This is a genomic window from Amycolatopsis stemonae, assembly GCF_054781455.1.
This window is the reverse complement of record NZ_BAAGUJ010000019.1, coordinates 81,375-102,235: the sequence shown is the minus strand read 5'-3', so window position 1 is coordinate 102,235 and position 20,861 is coordinate 81,375. Positions and strand designations below refer to the sequence as shown.

General features: G+C 71.5%; 19 protein-coding genes. 8 read left to right on the top strand and 11 right to left on the bottom strand.

The window, feature by feature from the left end; genetic code table 11:
- The first annotated feature begins 35 nt into the window (after positions 1–35).
- A complete protein-coding gene (locus tag ACYVLJ_RS42090; RefSeq protein WP_460442896.1) occupies positions 36–1,214 on the top strand; it encodes a styrene monooxygenase/indole monooxygenase family protein in 1,179 nt (392 codons plus the stop codon).
- Here the strand turns inward: ACYVLJ_RS42090 and ACYVLJ_RS42085 are convergent.
- The 5 genes from ACYVLJ_RS42085 to ACYVLJ_RS42065 all read right to left on the bottom strand — a co-directional run bounded on the left by ACYVLJ_RS42085 (position 1,145) and on the right by ACYVLJ_RS42065 (position 7,397).
- Complete coding sequence (locus ACYVLJ_RS42085) at positions 1,145–2,590, bottom strand: alpha/beta hydrolase (RefSeq protein ID WP_460442895.1); 1,446 nt, start codon at positions 2,588–2,590, stop codon at positions 1,145–1,147. The two genes, ACYVLJ_RS42090 and ACYVLJ_RS42085, sit on opposite strands and share 70 nt — an antisense overlap.
- 72 nt (positions 2,591–2,662) lie before the next feature.
- Positions 2,663–3,661 carry an LLM class F420-dependent oxidoreductase gene (locus ACYVLJ_RS42080; protein ID WP_460442894.1) on the bottom strand — a complete coding sequence of 333 codons (999 nt, stop codon included), beginning with the start codon at positions 3,659–3,661 and terminating at the stop codon, positions 2,663–2,665.
- 7 nt (positions 3,662–3,668) lie between these two features.
- Entirely contained in the window at positions 3,669–5,051 is a 1,383-nt protein-coding gene (gene hydA / locus ACYVLJ_RS42075) for a dihydropyrimidinase (protein WP_460442893.1), read from the bottom strand.
- A complete protein-coding gene (locus ACYVLJ_RS42070) occupies positions 5,051–5,833 on the bottom strand; it encodes a nitrilase-related carbon-nitrogen hydrolase (protein ID WP_451979042.1) in 783 nt (260 codons plus the stop codon). The genes hydA and ACYVLJ_RS42070 overlap by 1 nt, the downstream gene beginning before the upstream one ends.
- Positions 5,834–5,843: 10 nt before the next feature.
- Positions 5,844–7,397 carry an NCS1 family nucleobase:cation symporter-1 gene (locus ACYVLJ_RS42065; protein WP_460442892.1) on the bottom strand — a complete coding sequence of 518 codons (1,554 nt, stop codon included), beginning with the start codon at positions 7,395–7,397 and terminating at the stop codon, positions 5,844–5,846.
- Positions 7,398–7,638: 241 nt separating this feature from the next.
- Between ACYVLJ_RS42065 and ACYVLJ_RS42060 the strand changes: the two genes are divergently transcribed.
- The 3 genes from ACYVLJ_RS42060 to ACYVLJ_RS42050 all read left to right on the top strand — a co-directional run bounded on the left by ACYVLJ_RS42060 (position 7,639) and on the right by ACYVLJ_RS42050 (position 11,264).
- Positions 7,639–8,310 carry a response regulator transcription factor gene (locus ACYVLJ_RS42060; protein ID WP_451979045.1) on the top strand — a complete coding sequence of 224 codons (672 nt, stop codon included), beginning with the start codon at positions 7,639–7,641 and terminating at the stop codon, positions 8,308–8,310.
- Positions 8,307–9,299 (top strand): HAMP domain-containing sensor histidine kinase, encoded by a 993-nt coding sequence (locus ACYVLJ_RS42055; RefSeq protein WP_451978708.1) that lies wholly within the window; start codon positions 8,307–8,309, stop codon positions 9,297–9,299. Before ACYVLJ_RS42060 ends, ACYVLJ_RS42055 begins: the two co-directional genes overlap by 4 nt.
- 495 nt (positions 9,300–9,794) lie before the next feature.
- Positions 9,795–11,264, top strand: a complete 1,470-nt coding sequence (locus ACYVLJ_RS42050; protein ID WP_460442891.1) for a DUF4153 domain-containing protein — start codon at positions 9,795–9,797, stop codon at positions 11,262–11,264.
- A gap of 98 nt (positions 11,265–11,362) precedes the next feature.
- Here the strand turns inward: ACYVLJ_RS42050 and ACYVLJ_RS42045 are convergent, their stop codons facing one another.
- Together ACYVLJ_RS42045 and ACYVLJ_RS42040 are read right to left on the bottom strand one after the other, a co-directional pair.
- Positions 11,363–11,725, bottom strand: a complete 363-nt coding sequence (locus ACYVLJ_RS42045; RefSeq protein WP_451978714.1) for an SSI family serine proteinase inhibitor — start codon at positions 11,723–11,725, stop codon at positions 11,363–11,365.
- A gap of 28 nt (positions 11,726–11,753) precedes the next feature.
- Positions 11,754–13,388, bottom strand: coding sequence for a PucR family transcriptional regulator (locus ACYVLJ_RS42040; RefSeq protein WP_460442890.1), 1,635 nt, complete (start codon positions 13,386–13,388; stop codon positions 11,754–11,756).
- Positions 13,389–13,521: 133 nt separating this feature from the next.
- Here ACYVLJ_RS42040 and ACYVLJ_RS42035 point away from each other — a divergent pair, with 133 nt between their 5' ends.
- On the top strand, positions 13,522–15,012 hold the full coding sequence (locus ACYVLJ_RS42035) for a CoA-acylating methylmalonate-semialdehyde dehydrogenase (RefSeq protein ID WP_460442889.1): 1,491 nt from the start codon (positions 13,522–13,524) through the stop codon (positions 15,010–15,012).
- A 69-nt stretch (positions 15,013–15,081) separates the two neighbouring features.
- Positions 15,082–15,948: an aldo/keto reductase gene (locus ACYVLJ_RS42030; RefSeq protein WP_460442888.1), complete on the top strand. Its 867-nt coding sequence runs from the start codon at positions 15,082–15,084 to the stop codon at positions 15,946–15,948.
- On the opposite strand, the gene ACYVLJ_RS42025 is transcribed toward ACYVLJ_RS42030, so the two are convergent.
- Genes ACYVLJ_RS42025 through ACYVLJ_RS42010 form a run of 4 tightly spaced genes read right to left on the bottom strand, consistent with a single transcriptional unit; the run spans position 15,929 to position 18,412 of the window.
- Positions 15,929–16,420 (bottom strand): hypothetical protein, encoded by a 492-nt coding sequence (locus ACYVLJ_RS42025; RefSeq protein ID WP_460442887.1) that lies wholly within the window; start codon positions 16,418–16,420, stop codon positions 15,929–15,931. The two genes, ACYVLJ_RS42030 and ACYVLJ_RS42025, sit on opposite strands and share 20 nt — an antisense overlap.
- A complete protein-coding gene (locus ACYVLJ_RS42020) occupies positions 16,417–17,613 on the bottom strand; it encodes a PPE domain-containing protein (protein WP_460442886.1) in 1,197 nt (398 codons plus the stop codon). The genes ACYVLJ_RS42025 and ACYVLJ_RS42020 overlap by 4 nt, the downstream gene beginning before the upstream one ends.
- Entirely contained in the window at positions 17,610–17,936 is a 327-nt protein-coding gene (locus tag ACYVLJ_RS42015; protein WP_460442885.1) for a type VII secretion target, read from the bottom strand. Before ACYVLJ_RS42015 ends, ACYVLJ_RS42020 begins: the two co-directional genes overlap by 4 nt.
- Positions 17,936–18,412: a YbaB/EbfC family nucleoid-associated protein gene (locus ACYVLJ_RS42010; RefSeq protein ID WP_460442884.1), complete on the bottom strand. Its 477-nt coding sequence runs from the start codon at positions 18,410–18,412 to the stop codon at positions 17,936–17,938. Before ACYVLJ_RS42010 ends, ACYVLJ_RS42015 begins: the two co-directional genes overlap by 1 nt.
- Positions 18,413–18,635: 223 nt before the next feature.
- Here ACYVLJ_RS42010 and hrcA point away from each other — a divergent pair, with 223 nt between their 5' ends.
- The gene (gene hrcA / locus ACYVLJ_RS42005) at positions 18,636–19,661 is read left to right on the top strand and encodes a heat-inducible transcriptional repressor HrcA (protein ID WP_451978738.1); all 1,026 of its coding nucleotides are present in this window, start codon (positions 18,636–18,638) and stop codon (positions 19,659–19,661) included.
- 31 nt (positions 19,662–19,692) lie between these two features.
- Positions 19,693–20,859: a molecular chaperone DnaJ gene (gene dnaJ / locus ACYVLJ_RS42000; protein WP_451978741.1), complete on the top strand. Its 1,167-nt coding sequence runs from the start codon at positions 19,693–19,695 to the stop codon at positions 20,857–20,859.
- The last annotated feature ends 2 nt before the right edge of the window (positions 20,860–20,861 follow it).

Here is a 20,861-nt window from a genome sequence, read left to right as displayed (position 1 = left end):
CCATTGGTTTACGCCAATCGGGCTATGCCGTGACGGTGTTCGCCGAACGCACCGCGGAAGACGTGCGCGCCGGCCGGCTCGTCTCCAACCAATGCGTCTTCGCTCCCGCCCTGCAGCGGGAACACGAGCTGGGCATCGACTTCTGGGACGCGCCGCCCATCCGCGAAGTCGCGTTCGCGGCCGCGGGCAATGGTGCCGAGCCCGCGATTTCCTGGCGCGTCGGGCTCGACCGGCCCGCGCGGTCGGTCGACCAGCGCGTCAAGGTTTCCGGCTGGATGGCCGAGTTCGAGCGCCTCGGTGGTGACATGCGCATCGGCCGTGTCACGCCGGACGCCCTCGACGAGTGTGCCCGGGAATGCGACCTGCTCATCGTGGCGGCCGGCCGCGGTCCGCAGTTCGACGCGCTGTTCCCGCGCGACGACGAACGTTCGCCGTACCGCGAGCCGCAGCGCGCGATCGGCGTGCTGTACGTCGAGGGGACGCTGGATGCGGTGCCGGGCCTGACGTTCGGCCTGGCGCCGGTCGGCGAGTTCTTCCTGCTGCCGGTGCTTTCCGTGCACGGCCCGGTGCACGGCATCGGGTTCTTCGGCCTGCCCGGCGGCCCGATGGACGTCTGGACCGACGTCACCGACGTCGACCAGCACTACGAGACCGCGCGGAACCTGCTGCGCGCGCACTACCCGTGGCAGGCGAAGCTGCTCGACGACGCCCGCCCGGCGGCGCCCACCGAGATGCTGCACGGCCGGATCACGCCGGTCGTGCGGCACCCGGTGGGCACCCTGCCGTCCGGGGCGAAGGTCCTCGCGATGGGTGACACCGCGGTGACCAACGACCCGGTCGGCGGTCAGGGCGCCAACATGGCCGCCCGTGCGGCCCGGGCGTACCAGGAAGCCATCGTCGAGCGCGCCGACCGGCCGTTCGACGAAGAGTTCATGCACGACGCCTTCGCGCGCTACTGGCAGCACGCCCGGCACGCCACACTCTTCAACAACGCCCTCCTGGCCCCGCCGCCGCCCCACGTCCTGGCCACTTTGGACGCCGCGCAGCGGGTACCCGAAGTGGCGCACCGGTTCGCGCACCTCTTCGAGGACCCGGCCGGCTACGAAAGCTGGCTGGGCGACCCCGACGCGGCGATGGCCTACCTTCAGTCGAAGGGGCCCTTGTCCGGCGCGCAGACCGTGCCGGGCGCCGGGACGGCGCCGGTCGCGAAGTAGCGGTCGAGCCAGCCGTCGACACACGCGCTCTTGCCGCGCGAGCCGTGGCCGTACGTGTCGAGGCTCAGCAGATGCGCGTTGCCCAGCAGGCGTTCCGTGCGCCGCGCCCCCGCATAGGGCGTCTCGAGGTCGCCCTTTCGGTTGGCCAGCAAAAGAATCGGCGCCGTCGGGCGGTTCCACGGGCCGGTGTAGCGGCCGGTGTCCGAGACGTCCCAGCTCGCGCACGGGAGCGTCTTGTAGACGTCGTACGGGCCGAAGCCGCGCCCGGCCTCGTCGGCACGCCGGGCGTAGTCCCACCACACCGCCGGGTCGCGCGGGTTGTCCGCGTCCGAGCAGAGGGTCGCGCCGCCACCCAGCAGGGAGTCGACGTCCGGTGGGCCGCCCGCCGAGGCCGGGGCGCGTGCCGCTGGGTCCGCCAGAGCCTGCAGGAATAACGCCAGCCGCGGCGCGGCCTGGGCGTCGGTCAGGTAGTTGTGGATCGTGGCGATCGCGCTCGGGTAGGTGACGACGACCTGCTTGCCCGTCGTGTCCGTCACCGTGATGGGTCCGGTTTGGAGCCGGTCGAGGATGGTGTCGTAGTCGAAGGCACAGCGCGACGCGCAGGCGTCCAAAAAGGACTGTACGGCCCGCGGGCCGTCTTCGTAACCGCGCAGGCGGTAGCTCATCGGACCGGGGCCGGTCGCCCAGCGCGTCGGGTCGTCGACGGCGTCGAGCGCCAAAGTTCCGACCCGGCCGGGAAACAGGTTGGCGTAGGTCTCGCCGAGGTAGGTGCCGTACGACTTGCCGTAGAAGCGCAGTTTCCGCTCGCCGAACGCCGCCCGCAACCGGTCGAGGTCGCGGGCGATCGTGCCGGTCGACAGGTGGTTGGCCAGGGGACCCGCGTTCCGCTCGCAGAGATCGGTGACCGTGCGGGTGTCCGCGATCTGCCGCTGCTCGGCGTCGCGGGTCAGCGGGAACGTGCCGAGCGCCCGCTGGAGCACCTCGAGCTGCGAAGGTTCGGTGAAGCAGTGGATCTTCGAGCTGGCGCCGACACCGCGCGGGTCGACCCCGACGATGTCGTAGCGCTCGTGCAGGAAAGGCGTCAACGCGGGCGCGAAGCGGCCGGACGAGCCCGGCCCGCCGGGGTTGTAGAAGACGGTGCCCAGTTTGCGGGCCTGGTCGGTGGCCGGGAGCCGGCCGACGGCGATGGACACGGTTCCCAGCGAAGGGTCCTGATAGGACAGCGGGACGTCGAGGTGGCCGCATTGGTATCCGGCGGCGCACGCGGCTTCCCAGACGATTCCGGCCGGGCTCGCCGCGGCCGCGGGCGCGAGTGCGCCCACGGCGAGCGCGGCGGCCCCCAAAGCCAGCGCGGCGCGGAGTTTCGGAGCGTTCATGGCCCCGATCGTCCCGTCACCGGGACCGGGGGCGCGCTGGTGCGCACCCCCGGAAGCGGAGTAGGGCGAGCCCTACGCGGTGAGCTTCGGGATGATCTGCGCCCCGTACGACGCCAGCGTCGTCTCGCGGTCGTCGTGCATCAGGTACAGCGAGAACTGGTCGACGCCCAGCTCCGCCAGTTCCTGCAGCCGTTCGACGTGGGACGATGCCGGGCCCAGGAGGCAGAACCGGTCGACGATCTCGTCCGGCACGAACTCCGTCGACGGGTTGCCCGCCTTGCCGTGGTGGCTGTAGTCGTAGCCCTCCCGCTCGCGGATGTAGTCCGTCAGCTCTCGCGGCACCGCGCCCGTCGAGCCGTAGCGCGCGACCAGGTCCGCGACGTGGTTGCCGACCATCCCGCCGAACCAGCGCAGCTGTTCGCGCTGGTGCGGCAGGTCGTCGCCGACGTACGCCGGGGCCGCGACGCAGATCGTGATGCCGCCTGGGTCACGGCCGGCCGCGCGGGCGGCGTCGCGCACCGCGCCGATCGTCCAGCGCGCGATCGCCGGGTCCGCGCACTGCAGGATGAAGCCGTCGGCGTGCTCGCCGACCGTCTTCAGCGCCTTCGGCCCGTACCCGGCCATCCACATCTCCAGGCGGCCGTTGCGGATCCACGGGATCCGCACGGCCGTCTCGTTCATTTCCACCGCGCGACCTTCGGCGAGGTCCTTGACCACGCGCATGCAGTCGCGGACGGTGGCCAAAGTGGACGGTGGCTTGCCCACGACCCGGTGCGCGGAGTCGCCGCGGCCGATGCCGCAGACCGTCCGGTTGCCGTACATGTCGTTGAGCGTGGCGAACGTCGAGGCCATCACCGACCAGTCCCGCGTGCCCGGGCTGGTCACCATCGGCCCGACGACCAGCGACGACGTCGCCGCCAGGATCGCCGAGTAGATGACGAACGGCTCCTGCCACAGCACGCAGGAGTCGAACGTCCAGCCGTAGCGGAACCCGGCGTCCTCGGCGTCCTTCATCAGCCGCACGACGTCCCGCGCGGGCGGGTCCGTCTGCAGCACGATCCCGAAGTCCATGACTACCTCAGTTCAGGTACTGGTTCAGCTCACGGGACAGGAACTTGCCGTGCGACGTCGACCCGGTGAACCCGTCCGGGGAGACGACCACGCGTCCCCGCGACAGCACGGTGTGCACGCGGCCGGTCAGCTCGAACCCTTCGTACGCCGAGTAGTCCACGTTCATGTGGTGCGTCTCGGCGGACAGGGTCTGCGTCGCCGACGGGTCGTAGATCACGATGTCCGCGTCCGAACCCGCCGCGATGACACCCTTGCGCGGGTACAGCCCGAACATCCGCGCCGGCGTCGCCGAGCACGTCTCGACCCAGCGCCCGAGCGTCAGCTCGCCCGCGACGACGCCCTGGTGCAGCAGGTCCATCCGGTGCTCCACACCCGGCATGCCGTTCGGGATGGCCCGGAAGTCGCCGCGCCCCAGCTCCTTCTGGTCCTTGAAGCAGAACGGGCAGTGGTCGGTGGACACCACGGACAGGTCGTTCGTCCGCAGCCCCCGCCACAGGTCGGCCTGGTGCGACTTCTCCCGCAGCGGCGGGGAGGCGACGTACTTGGCGCCCTCGAAGTCCGGCTTCGCCAGGTCCTCAATGGACAGGTACAGGTACTGCGGGCACGTCTCGGCGAAGACGTTCTGGCCGTCGTTGCGTGCCTCCGCGACCGCCGCAAGCGCTTGCGACGCCGAGAGGTGCACGATGTACAGCGGTGAGCCGGTCACCTTCGCGAGCTGGATCGCCCGCGATGTCGCTTCGCCCTCCAGCTCGGGTGGACGCGTGTACCCGTGCTGCACCGGGTCGATGTTCCCGGCCTCGAACGCCTGCGCGGCCAGCTGGTCGATCGCGATGCCGTTCTCGGCGTGCATCATGATCGTCGCGCCGATCTCGCGCGCCTTCTGCATGGCCAGCAGGATTTCGCCGTCGGTGGAGTAGAACACGCCCGGGTAGGCCATGAACATCTTGAAGCTGCCGACGCCGCCGTCGACGCAGGCTTCCATCTCCTTCAGCGACTGGTCGTTGACGTCGCTGACGATCATGTGGAAGCCGTAGTCGATCGCGCAGTTGCCGTCCGCCTTGGCGTGCCACTTGTCCAGTGTGGACAGCAGGGACGTGCCCTTGGCCTGGACGGCGAAGTCGATGATCGTCGTGGTGCCGCCCCAGGCCGCCGCCGTGGTGCCGGTCGAGAACGTGTCGACCGAGTGCGTCCCGCCGAAGGGCATCTCCATGTGCGTGTGCGCGTCGATGCCGCCGGGCAGCACGTACTTGCCTCCTGCGTCGATCGTCTCGTCGCCGGTCAGCGTCCCGGGCGCCCCGACGGCGGCGATGGTCTCGCCGTCGACGAGGACGTCCGCGAGCAGCGCGCCCGACGGGGAGACGACCTGACCGCCCGAGATGAGCGTGGTCATCAGGCCTCCGTGAGCGGGCCGTAGGTGTCCGGGCGGCGGTCGCGGTAGAACGCCCACAGGTCCCGGACCTCGTCGAGCTGCGCCATGTCGAGGTCGCGCACCACCACCTCGTCCTCGGTGTCGGACGCGGCGTCGCCGATCAGCTGCCCGCGCGGGTCGGCGAAGTACGTCTGGCCGTAGAAGTCGTTCTCCCCCAGCGGTTCCACGCCGACGCGGTTGATCGCGCCGACGAAGTACTCGTTGGCCACCGCGGCCGCCGGCTGCTCCAGCCGCCACAGGTACTGCGACAGCCCGCGGCTGGTCGCCGACGGGTTGAACACGATCTTCGCCCCGGCCAGGCCCAGCGCGCGCCAGCCCTCGGGGAAGTGCCGCTCGTAGCAGATGTAGACGCCGATGCGGCCCACGGCGGTGTCGAACACCGGGTAGCCCAGGTTGCCGGGCCGGAAGTAGAACTTCTCCCAGAAGCCCTTGACCTGCGGGATGTGGTTCTTGCGGTGCTTGCCGAGGTAGGTGCCGTCGGCGTCGATCACCGCGGCGGTGTTGTAGTAGACGCCGGGCTGCTCGACCTCGTACATCGGCACGACGAGCACCACGCCGTGGCGCTCGGCGACCTCCTGCATGAGCTGGGTCGTCGGGCCGTCCGGGATGCCTTCGGTGTAGGAGTAGAACTCGGTGTCCTGCACCTGGCAGAAGTACGGCCCGTAGAACAGCTCCTGCAGGCAGACGACCTGGGCGCCCTGCGAGGCGGCGGTGGCGATGTGGTCGACCGCCGCCTTGATCATGGACTCCTTGTCACCCGTCCACCGCTGCTGGATCAATCCGGCTCGGACGACGCTCACTTGCTTCCTCCTTGTTAGCGGATACCGACAGGGCGGCGAAGACGACGAACGCGCCGACGAAGCCGACCACCCAGTTGTAGTCGTAAAGGGGCTTGAGGAACGGGATCAGGCCGCCGTCGGGGAACGGCCCGCCGTAGGCGCCGCCGACGGCCAGCACGGCTCCCACCAGCGTGGCGACCAGCGCGCGCCAGTTCCAGCCGCCGCTGAACCAATACACCCCATCGGGTGTGTAGAGGTCCTTCAGCTTCAGCTTGGTGCGGGCGATCACCCAGTACCCGGCGACGAGCACGCCCGCGACGGCGCCGAGCAGGCCGCCGTAGAAGCCGAGCCACGCGAAGATGTAGATGTTCGGGTCGGAGTAGAGCCGCCACGGCTGGATCAGGATGCCGATGACGCCGGTGATGCCGCCGCCGACCGCGAACGTGATCTTCTTCGGGAAGGCGTTCGAGAAGTCGTAGGACGGGCTGACGACGTTGGCCGCGAGGTTCGCCGAAATCGTCGCCAGCACGAGCGCGATCAGGGCGACGACGACCACGACCGGGCTGGAGAACTTGTCCGCCAGCTGCGCCGGGTCCCAGATGTCCTCGCCGTAGAGCACGTGCCCGCCCGACGTCGTCAGGATGGCCACGATCGCGATGAACGTCATGGTCGTCGGCAGGCCGAGGATCTGGCCGCGGACCTGCTTGCGCTGGCTGCCGCCGAAGCGGGTGAAGTCCGGCATGTTCAGCGAGAGCGTCGACCAGAACGCGATCATCGCCATCAGCGACGGCGCGAACACCTTCCAGAAGTCCGGGCCCCAGCCGAGCTTGCCGCCGTCGGACAGGATCGGGCCGAGCCCGCCCGCCTTGACCAGCACGTAGCCGAGCAGGATGAGGAAGCCGACCGACACCAGCGGCGCCGTCCAGTTCTCGAACCGGCGGACCGCCTCCATGCCGCGCCAGATGATGAGCATCTGGCCGATCCAGAAGACCACGAAGGACAGCCACAGTGTCCAGTGCTGGCCGGCGACCACCGGCGAGTCGCGCCACCACGAGCCGAGCAGCCGGCCCAGGATGACGTAGATCGCTTCGCCGCCGACCCAGGTCTGGATGCCGAACCAGCCGCACGCGATGAACGCCCGCAGCAGCGCGGCCAGGTTGGCGCCGCGCAGGCCGTAGAACGCGCGGGCGAACACCGGGAACGGGATGCCGTACTTCGTGCCGGCGTGGCTGTTGAGCAGCATCGGCGCGAGCACGACGATGTTGCCGATGGTGATCGTGATCAGCGCCTGCACCCAGTTCATGCCGAGCGCGATCAGCGACGCGGCCAGGGCGTAGCTGGGGATGTTGTGCGCCATCCCCATCCAGAGCGCGAAGTAGTTGTAAGTGGTCCAGGTCCGTTTTTCGACGGGAACGGGTGCCAGTTCGGAGTTGAAGAACCGGCTGCCTTCGAGAGACCCGACGTCGGCGGGGTCCAGTTCGACCCGGCCGTCGTCGTGCACGCGCTGGTCTGCGGGTGTCGGCGCCATTGCGGAATCCTGCGCGTCCGGTTGTGACGAGGGCAACGGCAGTCTGTTCACTCTTCGCTGATCAGGAGTGCAGTCTGTCGATTGCGCGAACGGGCGCCGGAGTGCATGACCTGTGTCACACATCTCCCCGTCATCAACCGGCAAAGCGGGTGAAACGTCTCCACAGGATCTCCACACTTCACGCGAACCGTCTCCACCGGGGGTGCATAGGGTCGTGGCCATGGAACTGGGTGGGCGGCGGGTGCTGGTCGTCGAGGACGACGTCACGATCGCCGCGTCGATCGCGGCCCGGCTGCGGGCCGAAGGGTTCAGCGTGGAGGTCGCCCACGACGGGCCGGCCGCCGTCGAAGCGGACAGCGCTTTCGAGCCGGATCTCGTGGTGCTGGACGTGATGATCCCGGGGTTCGACGGCCTGGAGGTCTGCCGCCGCATCCAGGGGCGGCGGCCGGTGCCGGTGCTCATGCTGACCGCGCGCGCCGACGAGACGGACCTGCTGGTCGGCCTGGGCGTCGGCGCCGACGACTACCTGACGAAGCCGTTCTCGATGCGGGTGCTGACCGCGCGGGTGCACGCGCTGCTGCGGCGGGTCGACCGCTCGGCCGCGGTCCCGGGCACCCGGATCGTGCTCGGCGACCTCGAGATCGACGTCGACCAGCGGCGCGTCGCCCGGGCCGGGGTCGCGGCGCAGCTGACGCCGATCGAGTTCGACCTGCTGGTGCACTTCGCGCGGCGGCCGCGGGCGGTGCAGCCGCGGGAACGGCTGCTGTCGGAGGTGTGGGACTGGGACGTCCACGGCACTTCCGCGGGCACCCGGGCGGTCGACAGCCACATCAAGGCGCTGCGGCGGAAGCTCGGGGCCGACCTGATCCGGACCGTGCACGGAGTCGGCTACGCACTGGAGGCGGGATCGTGAACCTCGTGCCGCGGCCCCTCGACCGGATCCGGTCGATCAAGCTCAAGCTCGCCATCCTGATGGTCGCCTCGGGCGGCATCGCGTTCGCGTTCTTCAACTGGCAGATCGGCTGGCTGCCACCCCGGACGACGATCACGGCGATGGTCCTGGCGCTGGTGCTCTCCCAGGTGCTGGCCCACGGGATGACGCGCCCGCTGCGCGAGATGACGGCGGCGGCCCGCGCGATGGCGAAGGGCGACTACACCCGCCGGATCCGCGCGACGACCCGCGACGAAGTGGGCTCGCTGGCCCGGGCGTTCAACCAGATGGCCGCCGACCTCGGCGACGCGGACCGGCAGCGCCGCGAGCTGGTCGCGAACGTCTCCCACGAGCTGCGCACGCCGATCACGGCGCTGAACGGCGTGCTGGAGAACCTGGTGGACGGCGTCGAGGACGCCGATCCCGCGACGTTGAAGACGGCGCTGCAGCAGACCGAGCGCCTGGCGACGCTGGTGGACGAGCTCCTGGACCTGTCCCGGCTCGACGCGGGGGCGATCCCGCTGCACAGGACTTCCTTTCCGTTGGCGTCGTTGCTTTCCTCGGCGGTCTCCGAAGCGGCGCTGGTGCGCGGGGTGACGTTCTCGGTGTCGGTTTCGCCGCCCGACGCCGTGGTGACGGCGGACCGCGGCCGGCTGTTCCAGGTGGTGGCCAACCTGCTGGAGAACGCGGCCCGCCACGGCCCGGCGGGCGGCTCGGTCCGGGTCCTCGCGGAGGTCCGGCCGGGCGAGGTCCGCATCGACGTCTGCGACGAGGGGCCCGGGATCGCCCCAGCCGACCGCGAGCGGGTGTTCGAGCGGTTCACCCGGGGCGAGCGTCCGTCCGGTGGCGGAACGGGCCTCGGGCTGGCGATCGCCCGGTGGGCGGTGGAACTGCACGGCGGAACGATCGGGGTGGTCGAACCGGCCACCGGAGTGGGCAGCCGGATCCGGGTGACGTTGCCGACGAGCTGAAGTTGTCCGAAGACCGCGGCGGCGGGCCTCGCGCCGCGGATTCGCAAAAGCGAACATCGACTCGTGTGTCGCCCGGTGGGTGAGGCACGGAAGGAAGCGGGCGAGATGCCGAAGAACAGAACGGGCGGCTCCGGCGCGGGAGACCGCGTGCCACGGGGGAAGCGGCAGGTGGCCACGGGTGTCCCGGCAGACGAGGCTGAGGGTGGCGCACCCGGGGCGGCGGGGCGAGGTGCGGCCCGAGCGGACGGGGCTGCCGACCGGGTGGCTGGCGGGGCGGCGGGGCGAGAACCGGCGAGTGCGGCGCGAGCGGATGCGGCTGCCGGGCGAGTTGGCGGGGAGGCGGCGCGGGAACCGGCGAGTACGGCTCGAGCGGACGGGGCTGCCGAGCGAGCTGGCGGGGCGGCGGGGCGAGGTTCGGCGAGTGCGGTCGGCGCCGCCGAGCGAACAGCCGGTGGTTCGGTGGGCGGGGCTGTTGCAGGGCCGGGTCCCGGTGGTGTGGCGGTCGCCGAGCGGCCCGCTGTTCCGGTCCTCTCCCGGCCGGTCCCGCCGCCCAAGTCGGCCGTCGTTCCGCTTCCTCCCGCCGTTCTGCCCGCGGCCGTCCTCGCCGGGATCGCCGCCGCTCTCGTCCTGCCCGTCGACCGGCCCGGGATCGGCTGGCTGCTCGCCGGACTCGCCGTCGCCGCAGCCGTCTTCGTCGCCGACCGGCGGTCGAGACCCGCGGGGGAAACCGGCTTCACCTGGGGCAATGCCGGCTGGGCCGCCCTCACCCTCGCCCTTCTCGGGATGGGCGCCGTGCGGGCGTCGGGGTGGTTGTTCGTCCTCTGCGTGCTCGCCGCCGTGGTCACCGGGTCGCTGGCCGTCGTCGGGGCGCGGACCGTCAACTCCGTCGTCTACGACATGCTCGCCGTTCCCCTCGAGGCCGTGCGCGCCATTCCGTGGGCGGGCCGCGGCGTGGGACGGTTCGCCGCCCGCCGCGACGGCGTCGCCCGGCGGATCGCGCTCGCCGTGCTGGCCGCCGCCGTGCTCGTGGCCGTCTTCGTTCCGCTGCTCGCCAGTGCCGATGCCGCCTTCGCCGCCGTCGTCAGCGCCGTGATCCCGGATCTCGGCGTCGACGTGCTCGTCCGGTGGTGTGGTGTCTTCGCGGTCGTCACGTCGGTCGTCGCCGGGGCCTGCTACTTCCTCGCCGCCCCACCGCACCGCGCGACGGCGGACCGTCCTCACCGGACGAAGAACGGTCTGGAGTGGACGGTCCCGCTCGGCGTCCTCGTGCTGCTCTTCAGCGTGTTCGTCGGCGTGCGGCTGGTCGTGCTGTTCGGCGGGACCGGGTACGTCCTGCGCACCAGCGGCTTGACGTCGGCCGAGTACGCCCGCAGCGGCTTCTGGCAGCTGTGCGCCGTCACGGTCCTGACGCTCGCCATCGTCGCCGCGGCCTTGCGCTGGGCGCCGAACGCGACCAGGGCCGACCGGCTTCGGCAGCGGGTCCTGCTGGGCGCCTTGAGCGCGTTGAGCCTGGTGCTCGTCGGGTCGGCGTTGAGTCGCATGTGGACCTACCAGGAGGCCTACGGCTTCACCGTCCTGCGGCTGCTCGTCGAGGTCTGCGAACTCTGGTTCGGCGCCGTGTTCGTCCTGGTGCTGGTCTCGCTGGTCAAGCTCCGCTCGACGTGGCTGCCGCGCGCCGCGATCGGGGCCGCCGCCGGGGCGCTGCTGGTGCTCGCCGTCCTCGACCCGGAACGCCTGATCGCCGACGCCAACCTCGACCGCGCGGCCGCCGGGAAACCGCTCGACCACCGGTACCTCGCGGGCTTTTCGGCCGACGTCGTCCCGGTCGTGTCGGCCCGGCTGCCCGAGCCGTTGCGGACGTGCGTGCTGCGCGAAGTCCTCGCCGGCGACACCCCCGACGGCTGGCCCGCCTGGAACCTCAGCCGCGCCGCGGCACGTGACGTGCCTCTCGGCCGCTGCGGCTGAACCGGGCGCCCCGGTCTTGCGTGGTTAAGAGAGTTGCGCGGAAGCCACCGGACCGTCGTGGGGGCGGCCCGGCGGCTTCCGCGCCGGGCGCGCCCGCGTCAGAACGCGAAGACGTCGTCCGAGTCGCGGTCCGCCGCGCAGCGGTTCGGGAACGTCGTCTGGTACGACACCGGCTTTCCGCGCCAGCTGCCGACCACCGTGACGTCCACCGGGGCGTAGATCAGCGTGCACATCTGGTGCCGGGCGTTGATCTTCGAGAAGTCGCCGCCGGCGCTGGAGAGCACCGAGCACGCCTTGTCGCGCTTGGGGTGCGTGCCGCCGGTCGGGTCGCACGTGAGCACCACCGAGCTGACGCGGTTCGCGGTGTCGTGGCTGGTGAGCTGCAACGTCGACGCCGGCGGGTGCGCGGGCGCGAGGCAGCTCAAGCTCATCAGGCAGGCTGCGAAGGGAAGGATGGCCATATCGGTTCCATCGGCAGCCCGGGACCGATCACTGTGCTCCTCGTCCGGGTGACTCTTCTTCGCTCGTCCGGGTGAGGTCCCCCGCCAGCAGCGCGACGTAGAGGGAGAGCATCGACTCCGGGTCCTCCAGCCGGACGCCCAGCACCTGCTCGATCCGGGCGAGCTGCTGGTAGTACGCCGTCCGCGAGGTGTGCGCCGCCGCGGCCGCCGCGGACTTGTTGCCGCCCTGCTCGCAGTAGTGCCGCAGGGCCTGCACGAGCCGGCTGCCGGACGCCGCGTCCCGCTGGAGCAGCGGGCCCAGTTCCCGGTGCGCGAACGCCGTCACGCGCTCGTCGCCCGAGAGCAGGTGCAGCAGGCCGCGCAGGCGGACGTCGGAAAGGCGGTGCAGCACGCGCGTGTCGCCCGTCCCGAGCGCCGCCGCCGCGACCTGGCCGGCCTCCAGCAGCGTCCGGCCCGCTTCGGCCGGGGAGAGCACCGTCGTGCCGACGGCCAGCACACCCGGCGCGCTGCCGCGGGCCTCGTGGACGTCGGTGGCCAGCCGGTGCAGCACCGCGTCGGCGTTCGCCTCCGGTGACAGCGCGATCAGCGCCCGCACGCCCAGGTCGTCCGTCGCGACCAGCGCCGACACCTTCGCGCGGCGCGCCGCCAGGACCGTCGCCTCGGCCAGTTCGCGCAGCACCGGCGGCGTGGACAGCGCGGGCCGGGTGCCGGCCAGCCGGGGCCGCGCCGCCAGCCCGACCAGCTGCCGCCCGGTCAGCGGCACGGCCAGCGCCGAAGCACGCGCCAGCAGCTCCGCCGACGGCGCCGGCGACGCGAGCAGCTCAGTCAGGACGGCGCGGTGCGCCTGCCGCTCGAGGCCGTCGGTGTCCTTCGCGACGAGCCGGTGCACGGCCAGCGCGGACGCGGCCCGCTCGGCGACCACGCGGTGGCGGTGCGGCGGCGGGTCGGCGCACACCACGACGAGCCGGCCCCAGTCGTGCCCGCGGGCGCCGACCACCGTCACCAGCCAGCCGGACGCCGGGTGGTAGCCGGTCCGCTCGCCGAGCTGGACCACCCGCGACCGGGCGGGCCAGCCGGTGAGCAGCTCCGCCGGATCGGTGCCGGCCGCGTCGTAGGCGAGCACCTCGTGCGAAAGGGTCTCCAGCACCACCGGCTGCTCGGTCAGCCGCGCGACCTCGCCGAGGACGACGCCGGGCTCGGCGCCCGCGACCGTGAGCGCGGTGAACGTCTCGTGCACGCGTTCGGCGGCGCGCAGCTCGGCGACCTGGGCGTCGACGATCTGGCCGTTCACCGCCTCGGTGACGCTCACGTACCGCGTCTCCCGCGACAGCGTCACCAGCGGCAGCCCGTGCTTCTCCGCGGCCTCGACCAGGGCGGCCGGCAGCTTGTCGTTCCAGTGCCGGACCAGCTCGATCACCAGGCCGGCGGCGCCGACCCCGGCCAGGTCGGCGACGTAGCGGGCCAGCGCCGGGCCGTCGTCGGGCAGCGCGACACCGGTCGTCAGCACGAGTTCGCCGCCGCGCAGCAGGTGCGCGATGTCGGCGACCTCGGCGACGTGCGCCCAGCGCACCGGGGCGTCGAGCCCGGCCGTGCCGGCGACGACGTGCGGGCGGCCCTGGCGCAGCACCGGCAGCGCGAGCACCTCGGCGACGGTCGGGTACATGGCTCCTCGCGGTCTGATCGGCAGGGACAGACTGTACGGCCGGGAGTCAACTGACGTACACGTTGCCGATGGCGTTGGCGTGGCGCCCGCCCCGAGACTCGGGAGGACGTCCCCGAGCGAAGGAGCGCCTGCCGTGACCGACCGCATCAGCCACTGGATCGACGGCAAGCCGTTCACCGGGACCGCCGGGCGCTCCGGCGAGGTGTTCGACCCCGCGACCGGGCAGGTCCGCGCGCACGTCGACTTCGCGGGCGACGCCGAGGTCGAGGCCGCCGTCGCCGCGGCCAAAGCGGCGCTGCCGGGCTGGCGCGGGACGTCGCTGGCCGGCCGGACGCGGGTGCTGTTCGCCTTCCGCGAGCTGCTCTCCGCGCGCAAGCACGAGCTGGCGAAGATCGTCACGAGCGAGCACGGCAAGGTCGAGTCCGACGCGGCGGGCGAGGTCGCGCGCGCGATCGAGAACGTCGAGTACGCGTGCGGCGCCGCGCAGCTGCTCAAGGGCGGATTCAGCGAGAACGCCTCGACCGGCGTCGACGTCTACTCGATCGCGCAGCCGCTCGGCGTGGTCGGCGTGATCTCGCCGTTCAACTTCCCGGCCATGGTGCCGCTCTGGTTCGTGCCCAACGCCCTGGCGTGCGGCAACACCGTCGTGCTCAAGCCGAGCGAGAAGGACCCGTCGGCCGCGGTGTTCATCGCCGAGCTGCTGGCCGAGGCCGGGCTGCCCGCGGGCGCGCTCAACGTGCTGCACGGCGACAAGGTGGCGGTGGACGGGCTCCTCGAACACGACGACGTCAAGGCGATCTCGTTCGTCGGGTCGACGCCGATCGCGCGGTACGTCTACGAAACCGGCACCCGGCACGGCAAGCGCGTCCAGGCCCTCGGCGGGGCGAAGAACCACATGGTCGTGCTGCCCGACGCGGACCTCGACCTCGCCGCGGACGCCGCGGTGTCGGCCGGGTTCGGCTCGGCGGGGGAGCGCTGCATGGCGGTGTCGGTGGTCGTGGCCGTGGACCCGGTCGGCGACGAACTGGTGCGCAAGATCAGCGAGCGGATGGCGCGCCTGCGCGTCGGCGACGGCCGGGACCCCGAGTCGGAGATGGGCCCGCTCGTCACCAAGGCGCACCACGCGCGGGTGGCGTCCTATGTGGACGCCGGCGTCGAGTCGGGCGCGTCGCTCGTCGTGGACGGCCGCGGCATCGAGGTCGACGGCGACGGCTTCTGGCTCGGCCCGACGCTGTTCGACCACGTCCGCCCCGAAATGTCCATCTACACCGACGAAATCTTCGGCCCGGTGCTGTCGGTGGCGCGCAGCGCGTCCTACGACGACGCGCTGGACCTGATCAACGCCAACCCGTACGGCAACGGCGTGGCGATCTTCACCGGCGACGGCGCGGCGGCCCGGCGGTTCCAGAACGAGGTCGAGGTCGGCATGGTCGGGGTCAACGTCCCGATCCCCGTCCCGGTCGGCTACTACTCCTTCGGCGGCTGGAAGGACTCGCTGTTCGGCGACAGCCACGCGTACGGGCCGGAGGGCTTCCACTTCTTCACCCGGACGAAGGTCGTGACGTCGCGCTGGCCGGACCGCTCGCACGCCGGGGTCAACCTGGGCTTCCCGCGCAACTCCTGAACGGGAATCGTCCGCGGGTCCGCCGGGTTGGCACCGGAGAGGGGACCCGCGGACGACGTCAGGAGAAGAATGAGCGCGAAGAACTCCGGCACCTTCACCCTCGGCGGCGACCTGCCGGTGCACCGCCTCGGCTACGGCACCATGCAGCTCACCGGCCCCGGTGTCTGGGGTGACCCGAAGGACCCCGAGGAAGCGGTCCGCGTGCTGCGGCGCGCCGTCGAGCTGGGCGTGAACCTGATCGACACGGCCGACGCCTACGGCCCGTTCGTCGCCGACCTGCTCATCAAGAAGGCGCTGCACCCGTACACCGACGACCTCGTCATCGCGACGAAGGCCGGTTTCACCCGGCAGGGCCCGAACCAGTGGGTCCCGGTCGGCCGCCCCGAGTACCTGCGCCAGCAGGTCGAGCTGAGCCTGCGGAACCTCGGCCTCGAGCGGATCGACCTGCTGCAGCTGCACCGGATCGACCCGAAGGTGCCGGTGGCCGAGCAGGTCGGCGAGCTGAAGAAGCTCCAGGAGGAAGGCAAGATCCGGCACATCGGCCTGTCCGAGGTGAGCGTGGCCGACCTGCAGGAGGCGCAGAAGACGGCCGAGATCGTTTCGGTGCAGAACCTGTTCAACCTGGCCAAGCGCGACGCCGAGCCGCTGCTGGAGCACGCGGCCGCGCACGGCATCGCGTTCATCCCGTGGTTCCCGCTGGCCACGGGCGCGCTGGCCGGCGAGGACAGCCCGCTGAGCGCGCTGGCGAAGGAGCACCAGGCGACGCCGTCGCAGCTCGCGCTGGCGTGGCTGCTCAAGCGGTCGCCGGTGGTGCTGCCGATCCCCGGGACGTCGTCGGTCGCGCACCTCGAGGACAACGTCGCGGCGGCGGACATCGAGCTGACCGACGCCGAGTTCGACGCCCTGACCGAGCGGTCTAAGCGGGCAGGACGTTGATCAGCAGCTTCGACCGCGGGGCGATCAGCACCGTGTTGACGCGGTCCGGCCGGATCCGCTCGCGGAGCTTCCGTTCCAGCGGGTAGGTCCGGCCGCCCGTCTTCAGGTAGTAGTGCTCGTTGTAGCCCTGGCTGAGCCGGGTGGAGAGCGCGATCGGGTGGTCGTCGCCGGGCCGTTGCCTGCCGAAGTCGTGGGTCCAGCCCGTGGTCGCGACCAGCTGACCGCTCCGCACGTCCGCCAGCCGGCGCCAGCAGACGAACGCGAACCACGCGGTGATCGCCAGGATCGGGACGAGGGTGCCGAGGACTTCGGCGGCGGTCTCCGCCGCGGCGGAGACCAGCACCGCCACCACGAGGCCGGCGACGACCAGGACGGCCGCGACCCAGAAGGTGAAGTCGAGCAGCTTTCCCCGTTGCGAGGGGTGGAGCCGGCCGTGGCGGTTGGCCAGCTCCACCTCGGCCTGCTCGATCACTCGGCCCCGCCTTCGGGGTGTTCCTTCTCGTAGGCCTCCCGGCCTTCGTGATAGCGGTCGATCTGTTCGTTCTCCTGACGGCGGCCTTCGGTCACGACACCGACGGTGTCCGCCGTGCCCCACCCCGGATAGCCGCCGGCCTTCTGCCACTCCGCCGGCTTGAGCGCGCTGCGGCCGTCCTCCGAGTACTTGTCGCCGAGGCCTTCGACCTTTTCGCGGCCGGGGACATGGGACTCAGCGGCGTCGCTCCAGCCCTTCGCCGTCTCCTCGGCGGACTTCGCCTCTTTGCCGGCCTGCTTGAGCTCGTTGGCCTTCTGCTCGATCTTCGCGGCCGTGTCGACGCTCTTGTCCACGATCTTGTCGACGCTCTTCCCGGCCTTCTTCAGCGCGTTCGCCGCGCCTTCGAGGGCCGCCTTCGACTTGCCGGCCCCCTTCGCCAGGCTCTCCAGCTTCTCGACGACCTTCGTGATGCGCGTGCTGATCTTCTCGGCCAGCACCCCGCCCTCGACGACGGTGTCGGCGATGAACGCCGCGATCGTCCCGCCGAAGGTGCACCAGGACGCGGCGAGCGCGGCCAGGGCCTTGATGATCAGCTCGCCCACGAACGACGAGATCATGTCGCGGATCAGCCCGCGCTCGGTGCCGACCAGGGCCGCGCCGATGTTCATGGCCGTCGACGCGCCTTCGGCGTGCGACGCGGCACCGCGCAGGACGCCGACGTAGCTCTCCGCCGTCCGCTGGTAGGCCTCGGCCGAGCCGCAGTCGCTGAAGGACTCCTGGACCTTCTTCGCCTTCTGCTCGTACTCCTCGGCGGTCTCATTGAGCTGCTTCGCGATGTTCGTCCAGGTCACGGCCTTGGCCGTGATCGCCTCGGGCTTGCCCGCGAGCTTGTCGAGCCCGTCCTTGAGGAAGCTGATGTGCTCGATCAGCCAGCCGACTCCGGCGCCGGCGAGCGTGCCGAGCGGGTCCATCGCCGCGCCGAGCAGGTCGAGGGCGTCGGTGCCGACGTCCATCGCGAGGTTGCCCCAGTCGCCGTTGCGGGCGTCGGTGAGCGTGGACGCGGCGTCGCTGAAGATGCCGGCGCCGCCGGTCTGGGCGTTGAGGTTGTCCAGCTCGCCCTTGGCCGGGTCGCCCATGCCGGTGGTGAGGCCGCCGGGCGACTCGGCCGTCGCGACCAGGGAGTTCTCGGTCATGCGGGCAGCTCCTTGCCGATGCCTTCGAGCAGGCACTTCGTGTTCTCTTCGTGCTCGCGGAAGGCCGTGTGCGCCTTCTTCACGCGGTCGGCCACGTCGTGCCCGGCCTCGACGGCCGCGTTCAGGAAGCCGTCGGCGGTGGTCAGCCACACCTGGATCGGGATCGCGAACACCTGCCCGACCAGCCCGAACGCGTCGAAGTCGAGCGCCTGTGCGGTGCCCGCGGCGTCGACCGCCTGCTGCACGCGGTCGGCGATCTCGCGGATCTCGTCCTCGTGCCCGCCGAGGACGTCGAAGTCGACCTTCATCCCTTCGCCCGCCATCACAGCCCCCGGCGCAGGATCGGGCCGCCGAAGTCTTCGTCGTCGTCCGGGCGCGACGGCCGGGCCGGGCGCGGGGGCGGCGGATTTTCCTGCGGCTTCTCGGCGAATTCCCAGCGCGGCGGCGCCGCTTCTTCTTCCGGCAGTTCGGGCGCCGGGATCTGTTCCTGCAGGAATTTCATCGCGTCGCTGTCGGCGCCGATGACGGGCGCCATCACGGCGGTCAGCTGCTGGGCGGCGTCGACCTGGGCGCGCTTGGCCGTCGCCAGGATCTCGGCCGCCAGCCGGGTGCGCGACAGCTCGTCCGCACGCGGGCCGAAGGAGAGTTCCTGCAGCGCACCGCCGGTGTTGACGGTGACGGTGACGGCACCGTCGGCACTCGTGGCGGTCGCGGCGATGTGCTCGAGGCGCGCCTTCGCCTCCGCCGCCCGCCGGGCGATGTCGGGCATTCCGGCCGAAGCGGGTTCAGTGGGGTTCACGGCGACCTCGGAAGTCGGGGAAGGGCATGCGGATCAGAGGCAGCAAACCGCTTTTCGGTTCCCCCGACAACCCGGGAAATTATTTCGGGAAGAATGCATGGGAATTCGTTTGTCGGGCCTTTACCCGGACGTGGCCCGCCGCCGGGCGGGCCGGGGTTGAGCACGACCGGCTCAGGCTTCCGTAAACTCGGGGTGAGCAGCGAGCGAGGTAGGTGAGGAACCGGTGGCCAACGCGGATGAGCGCCGCTTCGACGTGCTGCGCGCGATCGTGGCCGACTACGTGTCCAACCAGGAGCCCGTCGGGTCCAAGGCGATCGTCGAGCGGCACAACCTGGGCGTTTCCAGCGCGACCGTGCGCAACGACATGGCGACCCTCGAAGAAGAGGGCTACATCACCCAGCCGCACACCAGCGCCGGCCGCGTGCCGACCGACAAGGGCTACCGCCTCTTCGTCGACCGGCTCTCGGAGATCAAGCCGCTCTCCACGGCCGAACGCAAGGCCATCACCACCTTCCTCGACAGCGGCACCGACCTCGACGACGTCCTCCGCCGCTCGGTCCGGCTGCTCGCGCAGCTGACCCGGCAGGTCGCCGTCGTCCAGTACCCGATGCTGACCAACGCCGCCGTGCGGCACCTCGAAGTGGTGCCGCTCACCCCGGCGCGGCTCATGCTCGTGCTGATCACCGACTCCGGGCGCGTCGACCAGCGCACGGTCGACCTCGGCGACGTCGTCACCGAGGAGGACGTGGCCCGGCTCCGGACCGTGCTCAACACGGCCATGGCCGGACGGCGGCTCAACGAGGCCGCCGCCCGCGTCGCCGAGCTGCCCGACAAGGCGCCCGGCGAGCTGCGGGACGCGCTCATCCGCGTCTCGACGGTCCTGGTCGAGTCCCTGGCCGAACACCCCGAGGAACGCCTGGTCCTGGGCGGTACCGCCAACCTCACCCGCAACGTCGCCGACTTCCCCGGCTCCCTGCGCCAGGTCCTCGAAGCCCTCGAGGAGCAGGTCGTCGTGCTCAAGCTGCTGGCCGCCGCGCGCAACCCCGGTGCGATCACGGTGCGCATCGGTGAGGAAAATGAAGACGAGCAGATGCGCAGCACCTCGGTCGTCTCGATCGGCTACGGCCGCGACGACGTGGTGCTCGGCGGCATGGGGGTGGTCGGACCGACCCGGATGGACTACCCCGGCACGATCGCCGCGGTGCGCGCGGTCGCCAACTACGTGGGGCAGATCCTGGCCGGCCGCTGAGCCGGGCAGAGCAGAAGGAGAAGCAGAGACGGTGGCGAGGGACTACTACGGCATCCTCGGGGTGGCGAAGAACGCGAGCGATCAGGACATCAAGCGCGCGTACCGGAAGCTGGCCCGGGAGCTGCACCCCGACGTCAACCCGTCGGAGGACGCGCAGCACCGCTTCGGCGAGGTCACCACGGCCTACGAGGTGCTGTCCGACCCGCAGAAGCGCAAGATCGTCGACCTCGGCGGCGACCCCATGGACAACGGGGCCGGGCGCGGCGGGGGCGGCGACCCGTTCGCCGGGTTCGGCGGCCTCGGCGACATCATGGACGCCTTCTTCGGCGCGGCCGGCGGCGGTGGCGGGCGGGGCCGCGGGCCTCGCAGCCGGGTCCAGCCCGGCTCCGACGCCCTCATCCGGCTCGGCCTGAGCCTGGAGGAGTGCGCCACCGGTGTCGACAAGGAGATCGCCGTCGACACCGCGATCGTCTGCGACCTCTGCCGCGGCGCCGGCACGTCGGAAGGCACCTCGGTCAAGACCTGCGACACCTGCGGTGGCGCCGGCGAGGTCCAGTCCGTCCAGCGGTCCTTCCTCGGCCAGGTCGTCACGGCCCGCCCGTGCCCGGTCTGCCGCGGCTTCGGCGAGGTCATCCCCGACCCCTGCCGCCAGTGCGGCGGCGACGGCCGCATCCGCGCCCGCCGCAACGTCACGGCCAAGATCCCGCCGGGCGTCGGCGACGGCATGCGCATCCGGCTGTCCGGCCAGGGCGAGGTCGGCCCCGGCGGCGGCCCGGCGGGCGACCTGTACGTCGAGATCGACGAGACCCCGCACGAGGTCTTCGTCCGGCAGGGCCACGACCTCCACTGCAACTTCCGCATCCCGATGACCACCGCCGCCCTCGGCGCCACCGTGCCCATCGCGACGCTCGTCGACGGCGACTACGAGCTCGACATCGAGCCCGGCACCCAGCCCAACGCCGAGCTCGTCCTCACCGGCAAGGGCATGCCGCGGCTGCGGTCCTCCGGCCGCGTCGACGGCCGCGGCGACCTGCACGTCCACATCGACGTCCAGGTGCCGACCAAGCTCGACGAAGCCCAGCGCGACCTGCTGGTCGAGCTGGCCCAACAGCGCGGCGAAGAAGCTCCGACGCTGTCGTCCAACGGGAACAAGCACGGCGGCCTGTTCTCCAAGCTGCGCGCCAAGAACCACCGCTGACC

Excerpts from the sequence above, each read along its gene's own strand:
- hydA (WP_460442893.1), bottom strand. The coding sequence starts at position 5,051 with ATGACCACGCTCATCTCGGGCGGTCAGGTCGTCTCCCCGTCGGGCGCG.
- ACYVLJ_RS42070 (WP_451979042.1), bottom strand. The coding sequence starts at position 5,833 with ATGATCAAGGCGGCGGTCGACCACATCGCCACCGCCGCCTCGCAGGGC.
- ACYVLJ_RS42040 (WP_460442890.1), bottom strand. The coding sequence starts at position 13,388 with ATGTACCCGACCGTCGCCGAGGTGCTCGCGCTGCCGGTGCTGCGCCAG.
- ACYVLJ_RS42015 (WP_460442885.1), bottom strand. The coding sequence starts at position 17,936 with ATGGCGGGCGAAGGGATGAAGGTCGACTTCGACGTCCTCGGCGGGCAC.
- ACYVLJ_RS42030 (WP_460442888.1), top strand. The coding sequence starts at position 15,082 with ATGAGCGCGAAGAACTCCGGCACCTTCACCCTCGGCGGCGACCTGCCG.
- ACYVLJ_RS42080 (WP_460442894.1), bottom strand. The coding sequence starts at position 3,661 with ATGGACTTCGGGATCGTGCTGCAGACGGACCCGCCCGCGCGGGACGTC.
- ACYVLJ_RS42085 (WP_460442895.1), bottom strand. The coding sequence starts at position 2,590 with ATGAACGCTCCGAAACTCCGCGCCGCGCTGGCTTTGGGGGCCGCCGCG.
- ACYVLJ_RS42020 (WP_460442886.1), bottom strand. The coding sequence starts at position 17,613 with ATGACCGAGAACTCCCTGGTCGCGACGGCCGAGTCGCCCGGCGGCCTC.
- ACYVLJ_RS42045 (WP_451978714.1), bottom strand. The coding sequence starts at position 11,725 with ATGGCCATCCTTCCCTTCGCAGCCTGCCTGATGAGCTTGAGCTGCCTC.
- ACYVLJ_RS42065 (WP_460442892.1), bottom strand. The coding sequence starts at position 7,397 with ATGGCGCCGACACCCGCAGACCAGCGCGTGCACGACGACGGCCGGGTC.